Annotated in this window: 17 protein-coding genes; 7 read left to right on the forward strand and 10 right to left on the reverse strand. The window is 44.5% G+C overall.

Annotation, left to right across the window (positions count from 1 at the left end):
* Nucleotides 1-105 precede the first annotated feature (105 nt).
* Nucleotides 106-1419: an NAD(P)/FAD-dependent oxidoreductase gene (locus AC4II3_RS22215; RefSeq protein ID WP_488029506.1), complete on the reverse strand. Its 1314-nt coding sequence runs from the start codon at nucleotides 1417-1419 to the stop codon at nucleotides 106-108.
* Between the two features lie 227 nt (nucleotides 1420-1646).
* On the opposite strand from AC4II3_RS22215, the gene AC4II3_RS22220 reads away from it, so the two are divergent.
* Complete coding sequence (locus AC4II3_RS22220) at nucleotides 1647-2345, forward strand: MBL fold metallo-hydrolase (protein ID WP_488009318.1); 699 nt, start codon at nucleotides 1647-1649, stop codon at nucleotides 2343-2345.
* A gap of 106 nt (nucleotides 2346-2451) precedes the next feature.
* On the opposite strand, the gene AC4II3_RS22225 is transcribed toward AC4II3_RS22220, so the two are convergent.
* Entirely contained in the window at nucleotides 2452-3003 is a 552-nt protein-coding gene (locus AC4II3_RS22225) for a chorismate--pyruvate lyase family protein (RefSeq protein WP_488009320.1), read from the reverse strand.
* Between the two features lie 23 nt (nucleotides 3004-3026).
* On the opposite strand from AC4II3_RS22225, the gene AC4II3_RS22230 reads away from it, so the two are divergent.
* The gene (locus AC4II3_RS22230; RefSeq protein WP_488009322.1) at nucleotides 3027-3161 is read left to right on the forward strand and encodes a hypothetical protein; all 135 of its coding nucleotides are present in this window, start codon (nucleotides 3027-3029) and stop codon (nucleotides 3159-3161) included.
* 133 nt (nucleotides 3162-3294) lie between these two features.
* On the opposite strand, the gene AC4II3_RS22235 is transcribed toward AC4II3_RS22230, so the two are convergent.
* Nucleotides 3295-4167, reverse strand: a complete 873-nt coding sequence (locus AC4II3_RS22235; RefSeq protein ID WP_488009324.1) for an S-methyl-5'-thioadenosine phosphorylase — start codon at nucleotides 4165-4167, stop codon at nucleotides 3295-3297.
* A gap of 118 nt (nucleotides 4168-4285) precedes the next feature.
* On the opposite strand from AC4II3_RS22235, the gene AC4II3_RS22240 reads away from it, so the two are divergent.
* The gene (locus AC4II3_RS22240) at nucleotides 4286-4759 is read left to right on the forward strand and encodes a hypothetical protein (protein ID WP_488009326.1); all 474 of its coding nucleotides are present in this window, start codon (nucleotides 4286-4288) and stop codon (nucleotides 4757-4759) included.
* Here the strand turns inward: AC4II3_RS22240 and AC4II3_RS22245 are convergent.
* Entirely contained in the window at nucleotides 4748-5266 is a 519-nt protein-coding gene (locus AC4II3_RS22245) for a hypothetical protein (RefSeq protein WP_293078291.1), read from the reverse strand. The two genes, AC4II3_RS22240 and AC4II3_RS22245, sit on opposite strands and share 12 nt — an antisense overlap.
* A gap of 538 nt (nucleotides 5267-5804) precedes the next feature.
* On the reverse strand, nucleotides 5805-8075 hold the full coding sequence (locus tag AC4II3_RS22250) for a pentapeptide repeat-containing protein (RefSeq protein ID WP_488009329.1): 2271 nt from the start codon (nucleotides 8073-8075) through the stop codon (nucleotides 5805-5807).
* Nucleotides 8076-8541: 466 nt separating this feature from the next.
* Between AC4II3_RS22250 and AC4II3_RS22255 the strand changes: the two genes are divergently transcribed.
* On the forward strand, nucleotides 8542-8967 hold the full coding sequence (locus AC4II3_RS22255) for a hypothetical protein (protein ID WP_070391579.1): 426 nt from the start codon (nucleotides 8542-8544) through the stop codon (nucleotides 8965-8967).
* 113 nt (nucleotides 8968-9080) lie between these two features.
* Here the strand turns inward: AC4II3_RS22255 and AC4II3_RS22260 are convergent, their stop codons facing one another.
* From AC4II3_RS22260 to petB, 4 genes are all read right to left on the reverse strand, one after another.
* Complete coding sequence (locus AC4II3_RS22260; RefSeq protein ID WP_488009331.1) at nucleotides 9081-9461, reverse strand: hypothetical protein; 381 nt, start codon at nucleotides 9459-9461, stop codon at nucleotides 9081-9083.
* A gap of 214 nt (nucleotides 9462-9675) precedes the next feature.
* Nucleotides 9676-10821, reverse strand: coding sequence for a glycosyltransferase family 4 protein (locus AC4II3_RS22265; RefSeq protein WP_488009333.1), 1146 nt, complete (start codon nucleotides 10819-10821; stop codon nucleotides 9676-9678).
* Nucleotides 10822-11135: 314 nt separating this feature from the next.
* Complete coding sequence (gene petD / locus AC4II3_RS22270; RefSeq protein ID WP_488009335.1) at nucleotides 11136-11618, reverse strand: cytochrome b6-f complex subunit IV; 483 nt, start codon at nucleotides 11616-11618, stop codon at nucleotides 11136-11138.
* A gap of 99 nt (nucleotides 11619-11717) precedes the next feature.
* Entirely contained in the window at nucleotides 11718-12386 is a 669-nt protein-coding gene (gene petB / locus AC4II3_RS22275) for a cytochrome b6 (protein WP_488009337.1), read from the reverse strand.
* Nucleotides 12387-12606: 220 nt separating this feature from the next.
* Here petB and ctpA point away from each other — a divergent pair, with 220 nt between their 5' ends.
* Complete coding sequence (ctpA, locus tag AC4II3_RS22280; RefSeq protein ID WP_488009339.1) at nucleotides 12607-13842, forward strand: carboxyl-terminal processing protease CtpA; 1236 nt, start codon at nucleotides 12607-12609, stop codon at nucleotides 13840-13842.
* A 69-nt stretch (nucleotides 13843-13911) separates the two neighbouring features.
* On the opposite strand, the gene AC4II3_RS22285 is transcribed toward ctpA, so the two are convergent.
* A complete protein-coding gene (locus AC4II3_RS22285; RefSeq protein WP_488009341.1) occupies nucleotides 13912-14589 on the reverse strand; it encodes an MBL fold metallo-hydrolase in 678 nt (225 codons plus the stop codon).
* Between the two features lie 78 nt (nucleotides 14590-14667).
* Between AC4II3_RS22285 and AC4II3_RS22290 the strand changes: the two genes are divergently transcribed.
* Together AC4II3_RS22290 and trmFO are read left to right on the forward strand one after the other, a co-directional pair.
* Entirely contained in the window at nucleotides 14668-16164 is a 1497-nt protein-coding gene (locus AC4II3_RS22290; protein WP_488009343.1) for a site-2 protease family protein, read from the forward strand.
* 226 nt (nucleotides 16165-16390) lie between these two features.
* Nucleotides 16391-17755: an FADH(2)-oxidizing methylenetetrahydrofolate--tRNA-(uracil(54)-C(5))-methyltransferase TrmFO gene (gene trmFO / locus AC4II3_RS22295; RefSeq protein WP_488009345.1), complete on the forward strand. Its 1365-nt coding sequence runs from the start codon at nucleotides 16391-16393 to the stop codon at nucleotides 17753-17755.
* Nucleotides 17756-18032: the final 277 nt, after the last annotated feature.

Here is an 18032-nt window from a genome sequence, read left to right on the forward strand (position 1 = left end):
TTGCCTTTTGCCTTTTGCCTTTTGCCTTTTGCCTTTTGCCTTTTGCCTTTTGCCTAGCTAAAACGCATTTAAAATGGGTTTTAGCTTATTTTAACTTTCCCTGTGTTAACCCTTGCTCTTCCAAGCAAAAGCTTTAACCAGCTTGCCTTCAAAAGGCTTACCTTTTAGCATACGGTTCCAGTAAAGCCAGGGAAGAAGATTGCGCTTGACCAACCACATGCTGAAGCGTTCCTTAGCAGGATTGAACGGAAAACTTGTATCAATGTTCTTGTCATAGTCAAACTCGGCCATCACTGCAGAATTATATCCAGTAATCAAAGGACAACAGGTGTAGCCATTATATTTATCAGTTTGAGCTTGAGAATTGATCACAGCCAGAAGATTCTCAACTAAAACAGGGGCTTGACCTCGAACAGCTGCTGCTGTTCTGGAAGTTGGTAAAGATGAGGCATCTCCCAGACTGAATACGTTAGGGTAACGATTATGTTGGAGGGTATCTTTATCCACATCAACCCAACCTTTTTTGGGGCCATCCTGTACTGCAAGAAGACTGTTTTTGATAAAGTCAGGGGCACTCATGGGCGGAGTGACATGAATCATGTCGTAATGAATGCTAACTTCCTGAACACTATCGTCTTTGGTAACCTCAAAGATAGCCTCCTGAGTATCAGGCTTAATTTCCTTGAGATTGTGATGGAAGTTAACTTGAATCCCGCGACGGTCAACAACCTGCTCTAGAGTCTCGCAATACTCTGGCACAGCAAAAATCTTGCCACCGGCGGTACAGAAGAGCACCTGGGTATTCACCCCAACGCCACTCTTACTCTTGAAGACATCATCAGCCATGTACATAATCTTCTGAGGAGCACCAGCACATTTGATCGGAGTGCCCGGTTGGGTGAAGATGGCCGTACCGCCTTTGAAATTTTGAATCGTCTCCCAGGTGTACGGTGCGAAATCTTTGGAATAGTTACTGCTGACACTCCCTTTGCCCAGAGCCTCTTTAAGACCTTTAATCCCATGCCAGTCAATCTGGATGCCAGGGCAGAGTACTAAATAGTTATACTTGACACGGATACCCTTACGGGTGATGATCATATTGTTGTCTGGATCTAAGGTTTCCCCATAATCCTGAATCCATTTTGTGCCCTCGGGCAAGCAACTTTTTTCATCACGAACGGTCTGCTCTAGTTTAAAGACACCACCACCGACTAACGTCCAACCGGGCTGGTAGTAGTGCTTGTCAGATGGTTCAATAATAGTGATATCCAATACCTTGTTGCGAGTGAGCAACTGAGCCGCCACAGTGATACCTGCAGCACCTCCTCCAACGATAACGATTTGATGTTGTATCGCTTTACTTTCTGGCACAGTCTCAACAGGAGTAATTGTTTCGATTTTTTCAGTAGTTACGGACATATTTCCAAAATTATAAGTTTTCCTTGCAATCAAGCGGTTTAAATGTAGCAAAAAGCGGGTTGCTTAATAATGGAATAATTGTAATAGTTTTGTATAATGAGCATCAGGCGTAAATATTTAAATTTTTCTTTGCAAAACACCGTCTTGACATTGCTGTTTTTATTACTATATAGTGATATAACTTAACAACGAAAAAAAGGTCTCCTAAACACTAGAGAAAGACAGCGATGTTATTTCGTCAACTGTTTGATCAAGACACCTCGACATACACCTATTTGGTAGCTGACTCCAGCACAAAGGAGGCTGTTCTGATTGACCCTGTTCTGGAGCAGGTGGAGCGCGATTCTCAGCTACTCCAACAACTCAGTCTAAGGTTGAGATTTTGTCTAGAAACTCACATTCACGCCGATCACATTACTGGAACTGGAAAACTTCGAGAATTGACTGGGTGTAAAGGAATTGTTCCAGAAAATGCAACTGCTGGTTGTGCAGATCGACATGTTAAAGATGGTGAAGTTTTACAAGTCGGCAGCTTGGAAATTAAGGCAATTGAAACCCACGGTCATACCGATAGCCACATGGCCTACTTGGTAAACCAGACTCACCTGTTCACAGGAGATGCCTTGTTTATCCGAGGCTGTGGTAGAACCGATTTCCAAAATGGTGATGCTGGCACACTTTATGATAACGTCACCCAGCGACTGTTTACATTGCCAGATCAGACATTGGTTTACCCAGCACATGACTACAAGGGGCATACTGTATCCACCATCGGTGAAGAAAAACGTTTTAATCCTCGTTTTGTAGGTAAGGATCGCAATAGCTTTATCGAGTTTATGAACAATCTCAATTTGCCAAATCCTAAAAAGATGATGGAAGCGGTTCCAGCCAATGAAGAATGTGGGCAACTTCCACAAGTTCCCTAAGATGCCTGGTCTCTAGGGATACATCATATATGACAGTTGCTCCCCACTCTCCCTATTTCCTATTCCCTATTCCCTATTCCCTATTCCCTATTCCCTTTACTAAAAGCTATACCCTATTCAAAAAATAGCTTTCAGGAAAATATTCACTAATCATCATCACCGATTGTCGATTAGAAAAGACGCAATAGGTACGAAAAAGCAAATTTGCTTCCGGTTCAATCTGGAAATAATCAGCTAATTGGTTAGCAGGCTTTTTTCCAGTATCCACAATTTCTTTAAAGGTCTCGAATCTCTGCTCTCGCCAGATTTTGCCGATGGGGCTTTTAGTTTTTAGTAAATCTTTTTGAAAGTAATCATCTAGGCGATCAATAACAATAATTGACTCAGCATAGATATAATTTTTGCGACTTATTTTACCCTGTAATAGTATTTTTCTATCAAGTACTGAGCTTCCTTTATCTAATTGCATTGGATCGATATCATCAGTTGTTGTTACCAATTCTTCAGACAACTTAACTAGACGAATCTGTTCAAACAGATAGGCTTCCAACATATCGGTTACTGTGCCATCTGTCGTTAAGAGAATTCTTTGGAAAATGCTCAGAGTCGATGGGTCTATATAACTTCGATTTAGGGATTGCTGTAGATCATTCCTCATTTTTAATAGCAATTATTATTGGGGTGAGGTATTTCTTGGGTTTTAGGGAGCAGGGAGCAGGGAATCGGGAATCGGGAATCGGGAATCGGGAATCGGGAGTCGGGAGCGGTGCGACCCGTGGCGAATTTAATTACGGGTCAAGCGCACCGAGGGAGTGAAAAAAAATATTCCAAGCTCTTTCCTACTGCTCCCTGCTCCCTGCTCCCTGCTCCCTTTTCGGATCAATTCTATGTTTACGTTTCCCATAGAATTGCTATATATATCCAGCGCCACCTTTAGCTATTTGCGATTTTACAAATACTTCCGCAATATCAACTCCAACTTCTCCTTAGTTGCTTCTGGAGCCTGATCTAAGGGAGTGAAAATAGCATGCTTCAAGGCAGAGTGGGCTTTAGAAACCGGTGGATTATCAACTAACCGGCGCACTGTTTCTTGAATCACCTTCTGAGCATTAATCGCATTGCGATTTAGATTACCAACTATCATCTCCACGGTGACATGGTCATGGTCTGGATGCCAGCAATCATAATCGGTGACTAGGGCTAGGGTAGCATAGGCAATTTCGGCCTCCCGTGCTAACTTGGCCTCTGGCAAATTGGTCATGCCAATTACTTTTGCGCCCCAACTCCGGTAGAGATTAGATTCGGCCATGGTGGAAAATGCTGGCCCTTCCATGCACAGATAAGTCCCACCGTTATGTACGGTCACCTCTGGTAACTCCAAACTTGCGATCGCATCCACTAAAATTCCCGCCAATTGGTTGCATACCGGGTGTCCAAACCCAATATGAGCCACAATCCCTTCCCCGAAAAAGGTGGAAACCCGATTCTTTGTCCGGTCAATAAACTGATCCGGTATCAGCATATCTAAGGGTTTGACCTCTTCCTGGAGAGAACCTACTGCTGAGGCAGAGATGATATACTCTACCCCTAACTGCTTCATGGCATAGATATTGGCTCGGAAGGGTAACTCGGAAGGCATCAGATGATGATTGCGACCATGACGAGCTAGGAAAGCTACAGTAGTTCCTTCTAAGGTTCCCACCATCAAGGCATCGGACGGAGGACCAAAGGGGGTGTCAATCGCTACCTCCTGCACATCCTGGAGAGCAGCCATTTTGTAAAGTCCGCTACCCCCAATAATCCCAATTTGTGCTTTCACCATGGTGTTTGTTCTTACTCTGCCTCAGTCCAACGTTTAGTCATTCTACCTTAAATTGTATTAATTTTTGTTAAGAGACTTTACAATACAGACTGATGTTCCGATGCAATAGTTGTGCCTTATGTCTGACCAACCCCTTGGTAAACCCCGTCCTCTGGTAAAAGTGATCCTGCTATCGGTAGCCACATTAACGCTGTACTACGGTTGGTACAAGTGGATCATTCAGGAAGAGTTGCGACACTATAACCATTCTGGTTGGTCCGGTACTCTGTGCTTACTACCGTTCCTTTTAGGTGTCGCCGTTCCACAAGCCTTATGGATATTAGACCCGGATGTGCCTGGCTGGTTTGGTTGGTTTTCCCTGGTCGGTATAGTTTGGATTTATATTGTTCAGTTTAGGCTTTATCGCACAGTTAACGAACTGTATCGACGAGAAGGACTCACAGAACCTCTGGTAGTGTGGTGGATTTTTATACCTGGCTTAAATTTAATAGTGGGATTAAAGCAAATTCATGTACTAAGCAATTTTTGGGCAATGAAACAAGAAACTATACCAGAGGGAGCTATTTTGAAACTAAAATCTCTAAAATCTTAAACCAAATCCACCTTGAACAGAGGCAGCCACGCCGCCACCATCCCGATAGGCATCAAAAGCAATAATTGCATTACCAAACAAAACTGTTTGGCTATTAGGGAGCACAAAATCAATACCAGGTTGTATAGCAAAACTGGTTTTATCTCCCACTGGTGACGGAGAGCGACCGCTAGCAAATACAGCCCCTGCTCCCAAGTAAGCATCGGTTTGCCAGTTAAGGGGGAAATCGTAGGAAATTGTTGGCACAATAGCAGTGCCAGCACCAATCAGGGCTTGTGTCCGGAAGGAAATGGGGATTTCTAGGAATTTGTAGCGAAACGCAATTACCCCACCAATTTGCTGACCTTCTCCATCATCATCCTTTGTAATACCAATCGTAGGACCGATTCCCACATAACTTCCGTAGGCAGCTTGAGCAAATGCTGGTTGCGACTTAATCATTAAACTAGCCAGACTCCCCAGCACTAGCGTTCCTACTGTGGACAATAATCCAATAGTATTACCCATTTCCTCAACTCCTCAATACCTAATTTTAATGATGGCTGCTTTATCGCTTATATTAGCTTAATTGCTGCCTTTAATTGCTAGTTTTAATCTAATACACACCTAAGATTGTTAACTGTTGATAGTTAACTTTTAATCAAGGGCAATCCATTAAGAAATCTATTCTGGTTCAGGGGGTTTTAAACTCAAGTCAACTCGAAGTTAGTGAATCGACTCAGTAACTTTTGAATTTATGCGTTCGCGTAGCGGCTCTTTCAGAGCATCGCTAATTTTTTAACAAGAGAAAAAATTAAGCATACTTTATTTTTTCCCACTTGTTTATTCCCACTTGTTTCTTACTTGTTGGGTGCATCTCCTAAAAGCTATTAGACCCAGTGGGTGGAACGGGCATCTTGCCCGTTACAAAATGAGGGCGAGCCTTTTGGTGGTGCGTTACGGGGCGGACTATCCCAACGCTGACTACGATCCCAAAAATACAAGTCCCCCCCTAACGCACCCTACGCAATCTTCCCGATTCCCGATTCCCTATTCCAAAATAAAATTACAAACATCGAGGATGACGTCCACCATAGGTACAAATATAGCGAAGTTGCTGCTTATCTAAATTTTTAACATTGGCAAAATCAACCCCCTTGATCCGGGCTAAATTCGATTTAGGTGGAGGCAGAGTAATAAATTGATTAGCCTTAGTTTTTTTAGCCATAGCAAAGGTAACTCCCAAAAAATCTGCTCCAGCTAAATTAGCCCCTCGCAAATCCGCAGCACTTAGATTAGCGTAACGTAGCTTAGCATTGTACAGCTGAGCATTGCGTAAATTTGCCCCTACCAATTGGGTTGAATTTAAATCAACATTTTTGAGATTAGCATTACTCAAATTTGCCCTAGAAAGATTCGCTCCTTGCCAGCTTGATTGACTTAAATCAGCAAAAGAGAAATCACTGCCCACAGCACTAACTTTCCCCAAACGAGCACCATGAAGACTAGAGAGACTGAATTTTGCTTCCCCCAAATTAGCTCCTGTCAGGCTAGCATTTTCTAAAATAGCTCTACGGAAATCAGCATTAATCAGCTGAGCACTGCTGAGATTAGCACCAATTAGGCTGCCGTTATAAAACCTTGCTCGGTTGAGGGTTGCCCCGATTAAATTAGTGCGATTCATTAGGACATTGTCGAGAATAGCGCCAGTCAGGTTAACTTCCCTGAGATCAGCTCCGCTGAAGTCACTGACCCAATCATCAAACGTGCCAAAATGTTCATCTTCACCAGGGCCATAGAAGCGACTACCCTGCAAATTAGCCCCGGACAAATCAGCGTAGCGGAAATTAATGCCGGACAAATTTAGGTTGTTCAGAATTGGATTAAAATAGCCATAACCTTGATTAACCTTACTGAGGTTAATATTGCTCAGGTTAGCATTGTGTACTTGACCGTCGTAGATAGTCAGAATTTTCGAGATAGCTTGCTTAGTTGCTCGGTGCCGCACCGCTAGCACTCCCCCAACCTCAGCTTTACCTTCCCTGGTTAGGGCTTTCTGGTCGTTTGCCAAGGATTGATTCAATAGTCGTAAATGGGGAAGCGGTTGAACGCCTTTATTGACCAAGGTTTGTTGGAGGGTATCAATCAAGCTAGGGGTGTTTTCCTGACCCAGCAAATCCACCAGAAACGGTACAGCACGATGGTCGTCTATCCTACCTAGAGCCAGAATTGATCCCAAACGTTCTTCTTGAGCCGTGCTCTCAGTGGAGCTTAATTGTTTCACTAAGGTCAGAAAGACCTGATTCTTCTGCTGATTGAACGCTCGCCAATTGGCCTGACTTTGAATATAGATTTGGGTTCCCACAAACGTGCCCAGTACAGAACCCATGCCGCCAAAGGTAACAATTACCAGAGTAAGACCGGGATGTCGGCGCATCCACAACCAAAGATTGGGGGAGTTCTGTTGAGATTTTGAAATCAGGGTAATGGTAGTAACTGTTCCGCTACGGTAACCCGAGGTAGCTTTCTGGTGATTAGACCATTGCCCATCAGTGTCCTCCTCTAGCTCAACCTCTTCATACTCTTGAGACCATTGCCCATCAGTGTCCTCCTCTAGCTCAACCTCTTCATACTCTGGTGAGGGGGAGGATTCAAAACTTGACCAGTACGGTAAGAGCAACCGAGAGGAATCCGAGACATAAGTTCCGGCTATGTAGTCGTGGAGGCTGCGATGTTGAGCATTTAATACAGAACTAAAACTCTCTGCCAATAGCATCAATCCTGCCAATCCCAACAAAATTAACAAGTCAGGAAACGCTCCAGTGTAGCGCCAGAGTAAATAAGCACTTCCCAGTGGTAATCCCCAGCGTCCCACTGCCTCACGCCAAAGCGCACCCATCAAACCAGGGGGTTTTCCCGAGGTGGTAACCACTCGCACTCCAAACCAACCTTTGGGAGTAGTTTGACCAGTTTTTCCCAGCAGATAAAGTTGCCATAGGGTTACTCCTACTGGCATCACTAACGAAGCGCACCAAAATAAATTGGTCAGAGGAGTGACTCGCTTGGTTAGTTGTAGGCGGGGGTAAGCTAGAGTTTTTGCGATCGCATTCTGGGTTGCCCCCAACACTGGGTTAAGGGGAACCGGTTCTGCCTTCGAGTATTTTTCTGCATACAAACCAATCCCGTAAGGGAGCAATGCACTAGTAGTTACCAGCGAGACTTCCAAAAGCGCTGCCACGCAACGCCTAGTCACCAGTGGCAGAACCAAGTTGAGTCGCAGCGGAAAATACCAGCTACCTTCTCGGTGTTGACCTGTTTTTAGAGTGGGGCTAGCCATATTTAATTACCAGGCTGCGATTTATTGCTTTTTAATGACTTTAAGCACTGATTTCAAGGATCAGTAAGCAAATTCTCCGAGATTATAGCAGATTTTGGTTGATACCGTTTTTGGGGCAAACACCTGATGACTATGTTTAACTATGTCTAGACTTAACCAGTTGAATATCGGCAATAGCACTGAACTGCTATGAAATCAGCCTCATCATTATATAGCAGTTTTAAATTGGGTGAGGTACCCGTCAGCAGTCAGCCTTCAGCCTTCAGCCCTCAGCCCTTAGCCCTCAGCCTTCAGCATTTTAATGCTAGCTGATAACTGATAGCTGATAACTGATAGCTGATAACTGATAGCTGATAACTGATAGCTGATAGCTGATAGCTTACCCGAAACAAATTTAATTCGAGATAGTCAAGTAATCTAGGACAAGTGTATTAGTAATAGATCACAAGACTTTTGGGGGATGACAATGACTAAACTATTCCCACAGTGGATGATTGTTCCGATCACCCTAACTGTAAGCTTAACTAGCCCTGGTATCGCCAGCGCCGAAACCATCAACCTTCAGCCTGGATTCCAGCCTGATCCCATCGTAGTGACTGGAAACTCTGGAGGCTCAAACAAGAGCCAATGCGGTATGGTTAGTACCCAGCCCAATCATGTCATTAATTTGAACCAAGATTTTACCTACTTGCGCTTCAACCTAGAAAGCCAAGGCCAGCCCACTCTATTGATTCAGGAGCCAAATGGGACCTCATGTACACAGGCCGATAATTTATCTGGGGGCAATATTGTTAAAATCGGGTATTGGGAGCAAGGCAGCTACTCATTCTACGTTGGCGATCGCAATGGTGAACAGCATCCTTACACCTTATCGATCACGAAAACTCCCTAATACCGATGTCGAGAATTAAAAGTTCAACAGTCAATTATTAAAGTCAATTATGATTGTATCCAAGCCTTTTGCCTGACAACTGCGGCGAAGTCTATTGGTGATTAGTAAATGCTCTAATCTTCAATCTGCTTAACCGATACCTCAACCGCTTCCACATCAATGGTGCCTGGAGCTGTTAAGCGGTTAAAACGACCCTGTTCTATCTTCAAAACTTCCCCGCAACTGGGGCACTGACACTGGGTATTGTTAAACCCAGTAAACTCATAGGCACAGACTGGACATTGATCTTCCACTAGATTACGTCTGAGCCACCAGCGAACTCCGAACCAGGCAATCACTGGTGAGATGATTAAAAAAGCAATCAAAATCAAAAAACCATTGACTACCCATCCCAAGCCAACTGTGCCTAGCAAGAAACAAGTTAAGAAGAACGCTAGCCAACAGCCCATACCTGACAGGTTGAACTGAAACTGTCTCGGGGTATTCTGATTCACAGTTTTCTTTTAAAAATAACAAATATGATCGGGTAGTTATATCCTAGTTCAGATTCGCCTTAACTTGAATAGAAATCACCCCTCGCTGCTTATGCTCTGCAAGGGGCTTCTGACCCAAAGCTGAAAACCCATAAACCAAGCTTTCCCTATTCCCAGGCTTGATTCTGGCTTTATTACTAAGAGGGATGGGGATGTACGGGAACCAGAACAATGTTTAAGCAAAATCAAGTAATTCTTTCAACCGCTTTGTCAGAGCCTCTTTACTAAATAACCCTAGGGATTGTTCTCGTAACCACTGACCATCACAGCGCTGATCCTCTCCCTTGAGAATTTCAATACAAGCCGCAGCCACTGCATCGGGGTCTCGATAGGGAACTTGCCAACCAAGCTGACCATCTTGTAACGGATCAGCAGAACCATCAGAATCCCCAGAAAGGACAGGTTTACCACAAGCCATGGCCTCTAGGTATACAATACCAAAGCCTTCTTGGGAGGGCATGACGTAGGTATCAGCCACTCGGTAGTGTTCCACTAATTCCGGTGTAGGGACAAAACCAGCAAAGACCACCCGATCCCCAACACCCAAATCTTTCGCTAGCTGTGCCAGTCTCGGTTGATCATCACCACGACCAATGACTAGATATTTAACCTCTGGAAAGATTTTTGCGATCGCAGGCAGTGCTTGAATGGTAACATCTACTCCTTTATAAATATCCCCAGACCACAGACGGGCAACGGTCATCAACACCTTAGCACCAGCCAGACCATACTTTTCGATTAAGGCTGGTGATTTCGGACCAGGAGTAAAATTATTCCCATCAACAGCACAAGGCAACATCTTTACCTTTTCAGGATTTAGGTTATTGGCAGCACAAGCGCGATCGCGACTATAACGACTAATAGTCCAAATTGCTGCTGCCCGCTCTAGGGCGTTACGTTCTTTCAGGGGTAAAGGTTTCCAAACCTCTTTGCCATAGGTCAAAACTGTATAGGGAATCCCTAGACTATTGCACAACAGTTGAGTCAGGGGAGCCAGTTTGATATGACCGCAGAAAACGTGTTTGGGACGTTTTTGCCATAAATAAAACCCCAGCGCTAGTGTTAAGCGAATACGCCCTAGCACAGGAGGCTTGGTTTTCAGGTAATGGAATCTGAGTGGGTAGACATCAAAGGGATTGTCACAACCTAGACCATCCCGCAGCAAAAATACTTCAGCGCTAGAACTGGTAACAGACTTAGCAGCAACAGACAAATATGCCTCGAAAATATCTTTGACGTAGGATTGGATGCCCCCTTCACACTCAAAAATCTCTAGAAAAATGAATACGTAGTTAGATGCGGTTTTCTGTGTGTCGCTCAAATTCGTTAGTTTTGAATTCGATTCACCTATCTTAGCCTCGAACTATTTCTAAAAGCATTAGGGATATTAGGGAAAAACAAGCGAACACTTGTAGCCATTCGGGCAAAGCCCGACGCTGCGCGAACAAAGACAGGGTTACGATACTTGGCACGGAAGAAATTCTCGGAAATTCCTATCAAACAAAAATCCCACGGCTCAAAGTACGTGGGATTTTGACAAAAGCTTTTTTAAAGGACTAATCACTAACCAGTGGAAATCCCACAAACTCTAGTTAAAACTCTAGTTGTAGGATGAGCCTGATGGTTAGGCTTATCTTAAAACAGACCCCAAGTCAAAGACTTATCAATGGGTAAGGTAGCACCAACACCAAGCCAGATGGTGACTAGGGTACCAAATAAAAATACCGTAGTTGCTACTGGACGGCGGAATGGGTTCTGGAATTTGTTCACACCTTCGATGAAGGGAACCAGCATCAGACCCAAGGGAACGGATCCCATAGCAGCAATACCCAAAAGTTTATTAGGGAGAATCCGCAAAATTTGGAAAACAGGATATAGATACCATTCCGGGAGGATTTCTAAAGGTGTGGCAAAGGGATCGGCTGGCTCACCAATCATAGCTGGATCCAGCACAGCTAAACCAATGCATAGAGCAATGGAACCCATGATTACCACTGGGAAAACGTAGAGGAGGTCATTAGGCCAAGCTGGCTCGCCATAATAATTATGACCCATCCCCTTGGCTAGTTTGGCACGTAAAATGGGATCGTCTAGATCCGGCTTTTTAAGAACTGACATTGCTTAAATTCTTCTCCTTAATAAGTAAAGGTAAGCAGGTGGCAGCAGGAAGGTTTGCATTTAGTTTTAACACTTTCCTGACTTTTAGTCAGTACAGATTTACAACGGACCAGAAATGCCCTGTTTGCGAATCATCAGGAAGTGCAGCAACATGAAGACAGCGATAAACCAGGGTAGAACAAAGGTATGTAAGCTGTAGTAGCGACTCAGGGTACCCTGACCTACACTAGTACCACCACGCAGCAGTTCGACGATTAAAGAACCAACCACGGGAATAGCTTCAGGAACACCAGATACAATCTTGACCGCCCAGTAACCAACTTGGTCCCAAGGCAAGGAGTAGCCAGTCACACCGAAGGAGACGGTAATTACTGCTAAAACTACCCCTGTCACCCAGGTCAGTTCACGGGGCTTTTTGAAACCACCAGTCAGATAGACCCGGAAGACGTGCAAAATCATCATCAGCACCATCATGCTGGCAGACCAGCGGTGAACAGAGCGGATCAGCCAGCCAAAGCTCACTTCAGTCATAATGTACTGTACAGAGCTAAATGCCTCAGCGACCGTCGGCTTGTAGTAGAAGGTCATGGCAAACCCAGTGGCAAACTGGATTATGAAGCAAGTTAGAGTAATTCCACCCAGGCAGTAAAAAATATTAACGTGGGGAGGTACGTACTTTGAAGTGATGTCATCGGAAAGTGCCTGAATGTCCAGACGCTCCTCAAACCAGTCGTATACTTTCGAGTCAGTGATTTGCTTAGAAAACATGAGGCCAGAGTTTCCGAAAGGATTTTGCCGTCAGACGTTGAATGTCGGAGTCTTCAACTCCTTAAGTTACAACGAATACAGCCTATATGTTACATGATGTTAATTTTAACATGACTTGCTTCATTAATTTGCCGTAAACTCTGGCGGTTACAGCCGAAATATTATACCTGATCGCCGTTACAGGTAACATAACTTAACAAGTACTCTAATAATTTTGATCATGCATAAACGATCCTTGTGGGTTGGACTCCTACTAACCTTGCCAATCATCCTATTGTCTGCCTGGTGGACACCAACAGCAGCTGCCTTCTCTCAGGAGGAAAGGCTTTTTTCCCAAGCTTGGCGGATTGTCTCTCAATCCTACGTTGATGATACCTTTAACCATCAGAATTGGTGGTTGTTACGTCAGAAGACCTTGAAAAAGCGGCTGCCTAATCGTGAAGCTACTTATACTGCCATAGAAACAATGTTAGGGAGTCTTGGGGATCCCTTCACACGATTGCTCAGACCGGAACAATATCATAGTTTGCAAATCAGCACCTCTGGTGAACTCTCTGGTGTCGGGCTACAAATTGCCATTGATGCGGAAACGGGTGAGTTAGAAGTAATCACCCCAATTGCTCAATCACCAGCGGATTTAGCCGGTATCCGACCACGGGATCACATCCTAGAAATTGATGGCATGTTGACTAGGGAAATGACTCTCGATGAAGCGGCATCACGGATGCGTGGACCAATTGGTACAACGGTTACCTTGAAAATTCAAGGCCAGAAAGAACAGCCAAAATTAGTGGAAATAGTGCGCGATCGCATTTCCCTAAACCCAGTTTATGCAGTGCTCGATACCCAGGACAATAGAGACCCAGTCGGTTATATTCGTCTGTCTCAATTTAGTGCCAACGCCCCAATGGAAGTTGCCCACGCTGTTGCTCAATTCAAGGAGATGGGTGCCCATGGCTATATTCTTGATCTGAGGAATAACCCAGGGGGTCTATTGCAGGCAGGTATTGAAATTGCTCGCCTCTGGTTAGACGAAGGCACTATTGTTTACACCGTTAACCGCCAAGGCACCATTGGTAGCTTTGAAGCCTATGGTGACGCTCTTACGCAAGACCCCTTGGTCGTATTAGTTAATCAAGGCAGCGCCAGTGCTAGTGAGATTCTAGCTGGGGCTTTACAGGACAATGGTAGGGCAAAGCTAGTAGGGGAAAAAACCTTTGGCAAAGGGTTAATTCAGTCGTTATTTGAACTAATCGATGGGTCAGGATTAGCAGTTACCGTTGCCAAGTACGAGACACCACTACACCGGGATATTAATAAATTAGGGATTGAGCCAGACTTGGAGGTACCTTTAGAAGCAATTAGTCTGAGCGAAGTGGGAACAAAAGCAGATACTCAGTATCAGGAAGCAATCAAGTTGTTGAGTTCTGATACTTTTCTAGCTAAGGCAAGTTAGGTGGTCATTACATAATGGCCTCAGAGCATCAGGCCGTCAGGGCGTCAGATATATAGCTCTTCTGGGTTTTCAAACTCCGCGCAAACTTGCTGATAAACCCTGGTGAGCTTGGTCAATCACACCTTTGCCTCGCAAAAAACCAGTATTTGCCCCAGGACAGATAAATTGAAGAGTCTCTGGGGTAAAACGCTCAAGCAAAGATTGTACACTCCGAATCTGTCTTGGCCAATGAAATGTTTTTGGGGTTCGCAGGGGCAACAGTTGTCCTTGTTTACTAGGAAGCAAATGACGCCCAGAAAATAGCACACCCCCGGCACCAGTGTAGTAAAGACAAGAAGAACCAGGAGAGTGACCAGGAGTCCAAATGACTTTGCAGCAGGGATTTATAGTCAACTCCTGGTGAAATGTAACTACCTCCAATCCCGGCAGTAAGTAAGCCTCTTGTTCTTGAATCAGGACTTGGCACCCCATACTCTCCTGAATTTCCTTTGCTTTACCAATACCACCCCGATGGCTAATAAACAGTAATGAGACTCCCCCTTGCTCACGCAAAAATTGTTGGTTAGTCTCATTCCAGGCAGGACAATCAATCAATAGGTTGAAGGAATTTCCTACAATAATATAAGCCGTACCACCTAACGTATCTCGATTGGGTGGAAAAGCAAAAATGGTATCTAGAACAAGGCGTGGTGGCTTGGATGCAGCAGGTTGCTGATTAGAAGATGCGCTTGGCTTAAGATCTTGCATCGCCTTTTGCTGGAGTATCGGGTTGCACAATGCTTGTAGTTTAATTGTAGTTTTTAGTAGACGGTGTGATCTTTCATCATGGAACTCTGGCTACTCCCATTTATTTTACTCGCTGTGATCACTTACTTCGTTATCCAGCGAAGTGTTGCTAGCCTCACTCGGACACCAGTCTGGTTACTGTGGCTGGTAATGATGACTCCACCACTAGTCTGGATTGGTTGGACTCTGTTCAATGGTGAGAACACACCAATACCACCAGCCCTATTGCTCGGTCCATTTGTCATTTGCTTGCCATTGTACTGGCTGCTGATTCAGTGGGGACGCTCAGATCCCAATTCAACAATGACCAAAGACAATCCTACTAAAACAACTACCTCAGACCCGGTCGCCAAAATTTCATCGGCAACTGAAAAGTCCAGCCTTCGTCCTATAACTAAAGAAGAAGAAAAAGACCTCAGAAATTGTTTTCCCTGGGGAATCTACTATCTCCAGAATATTGAGTACCGACCTCAAGTGGTGTTGTGTCGCGGCAAACTGCGCACTAACCCAGAGCAAGCCTACCGTACCGTGCGCTCAAATATAGAAGCCGAGTTTGGCGATCGCTTTTTCGTAGTCTTTCAAGAAAGCTTTAGCGGCAAACCCTTCTTTGCTCTAGTGCCCAATACCAAAAAATCAACCAAACCTTACAGGGGGTCTGAATCATTAACGCGACCTGGTTTAGCATTGGGGCTGATGGTGATTACCTTGTTTACCACCACCTGGATGGGAACTCAGATAGCTGGGGTGTCAGAAAATCCCCTTACTGACCCAGCGCTTTTACTGCAAGGATTGCCCTATGCCCTGGCCTTAATGGCAATTCTCAGCATTCATGAACTCGGTCATTATTTTGCCGCAATGGTTTACAAGGTGCGTACAACTCTGCCGTACTTTATCCCGATACCCTTTTTATTCTTGGGAACATTGGGAGCATTTATTCATATACGCTCTCCTGTTCCTAACCGTAAAGCCTTATTTGATATAGGCATTGCTGGTCCACTAGTCGGCTTAGTGGTTACCCTACCAATCCTAATGTGGGGATTAGCCCATTCCACTGTAGTGCCGTTGTCTGACTCTTCAGGAATCTTAAATATAGAATCCCTCGATCCCCGATTTTCCCTTTTGCTCAGCTTACTAAGTAAATGGGCATTGGGCAGTGAATTTATCTCCAACACAGCCATTAACCTTCATCCTGTGGCAGTCGCTGGTTATGTCGGTTTAGTTGTTACTGCTTTCAATTTAATGCCAGTGGGGCAACTGGATGGTGGGCATATCGTCCATGCCATGTTGGGTCAAAGAACTGGTATGACCATTGGTCAGATTAGTCGGTTGTTAATGATGCTGCTAGTATTTATCCAGCCAGAATTACTCCTGTGGGCAATTATTCTTTTATTCATGCCAGTGGCAGATGAACCAGCCCTTAATGATGTTTCAGAACTTGACAACTGGCGAGATTTGTGCGGGATTATAGCATTGTTAATTTTAGTCAGTATTATTTTGCCAGTACCAGGAACAATCACTCAGTTATTAACTATTTAGTCAGATACTATCTCGTTACAAATTAAAATTGAGGAGTGAAAATTGAGACTATAAAATTGTTAATTGTAAATTTGATAGTATTTGATAGTAACAGTTAAAAAGCAGAAATTAACAATTAACTAATGACTATCACGTTTCTGAAACTTATGAGGTACATTCAAGTTTCAAAAATCCACTCCAGACTCCCGACTCCCTATTCCCTGTTCCCTGTTCCCTTTGCTATATAATGACTAATGACAAACAACAAGTAAATGTTATCGGTGGTGGACTAGCGGGTACAGAAGCCGCTTGGCAAATTGCTCAGGCAGGAGTACCAGTGGTGTTGCACGAAATGCGACCAGTGCGACTATCTCCGGCTCATCATACGGTCGAATTGGCAGAATTAGTATGTAGCAATTCCTTTGGTGCTAAGTCAAGCGATCGCGCTGCGGGTTTGTTGCACGAAGAATTGAGACGCCTTGATTCAATTATTATTGGCAAAGCTGATAAACATGCTGTTCCAGCTGGGGGTGCCTTAGCTGTAGACCGAGCAGTATTTAGTCGGGAATTGACGGAAACCTTAGCTAGTCATCCCCTGATCGAGTTGCAGCGGGACGAAGTTCCGCAAATTCCTACCACAGGGGTGGTGGTACTGACAACCGGTCCGTTGACTAGTGCTGCTTTAGCCCAAGACCTGCAACAGTTCACTGGTTTAGAATACTTTAGTTTTTTTGATGCTGCATCACCGATTGTAGTGGGGGAATCCATCAATCGTGATATTGCCTTTATGGCATCCCGGTATGACAAAGGAGAAGCAGCTTATCTTAATTGTCCCATGAATCGGGAGCAATATCGTCACTTCTGGGAAGAACTGTGTGCAGCCCAAAAGGCAGAATTGAAAGACTTTGAGCAAGAAACTGCTAAATTTTTTGAAGGGTGCTTACCGATTGAGGAGATGGCTCGTCGGGGGGAAGATACTATGCGCTACGGTCCTCTGAAGCCAGTGGGACTGTTTGATGCCCGTAAGGGAGACTTCCGCGCCCCAGAAAATCAGCACCAGCGTCCTTATGCTGTGGTACAGCTGCGACAGGAAGATAAAACAGGTCAGCTGTGGAATATGGTGGGATTCCAAACCAATTTGCGCTGGGGTGAGCAGAAACGGGTATTTCGACTGATTCCAGGTTTGGAGGAAGCAGAGTTTGTGCGCATGGGAGTGATGCATCGGAACACCTTTCTCAATGCTCCTGAGTTATTGGAACCAACCCTACAGTTCAAAAAACGGTCTACTTTGTTGGCAGCTGGTCAATTGGTAGGAACAGAAAGTTATACAGCAGCAGCTGCAGGAGGGTGGCTAGCTGGTACCAATGCGGCGCGATTAGTATTGGGATTGGAACTGGTAACGATGCCACCCACTACGATGATGGGAGCGTTGTTTGAGTTTATCAGTTCCGCATCACCTAAGCATTTTCAGCCTATGCCACCAAATTTTGGGATTTTGCCCGAATTGCCAGTACGGATAAAGAATAAGCGAGAACGGTATGGAGCATATCGCGATCGCGCTTTGGCAGATCTTAATGATTGGTTGAGTAGGCTGCGCGTATCAGCAGCTTAAAAACTCTTATATTCCAACAACATAACTTTGAATTATTCTGACTCGAAGCTCCTGACTCTATATGCCTAAATTTTTTCACGGGGTGACAAGGCAATTGAAAGTCATACAGGTGTTAGGTTTTAGGGGTTAGGTGTTAGGGAACAATGTCCGTGCGGGTATGGATTGATTAAAACTATCATTGACGTTGGATTGGTGAAAATTGCTTCAACTGCTGGTAAATACAACAACACGAGTCGCGCTCATTTTCCCCAATACCTAAAACCTAATACCTAATACC

Source organism: Moorena sp., from assembly GCF_982860115.1.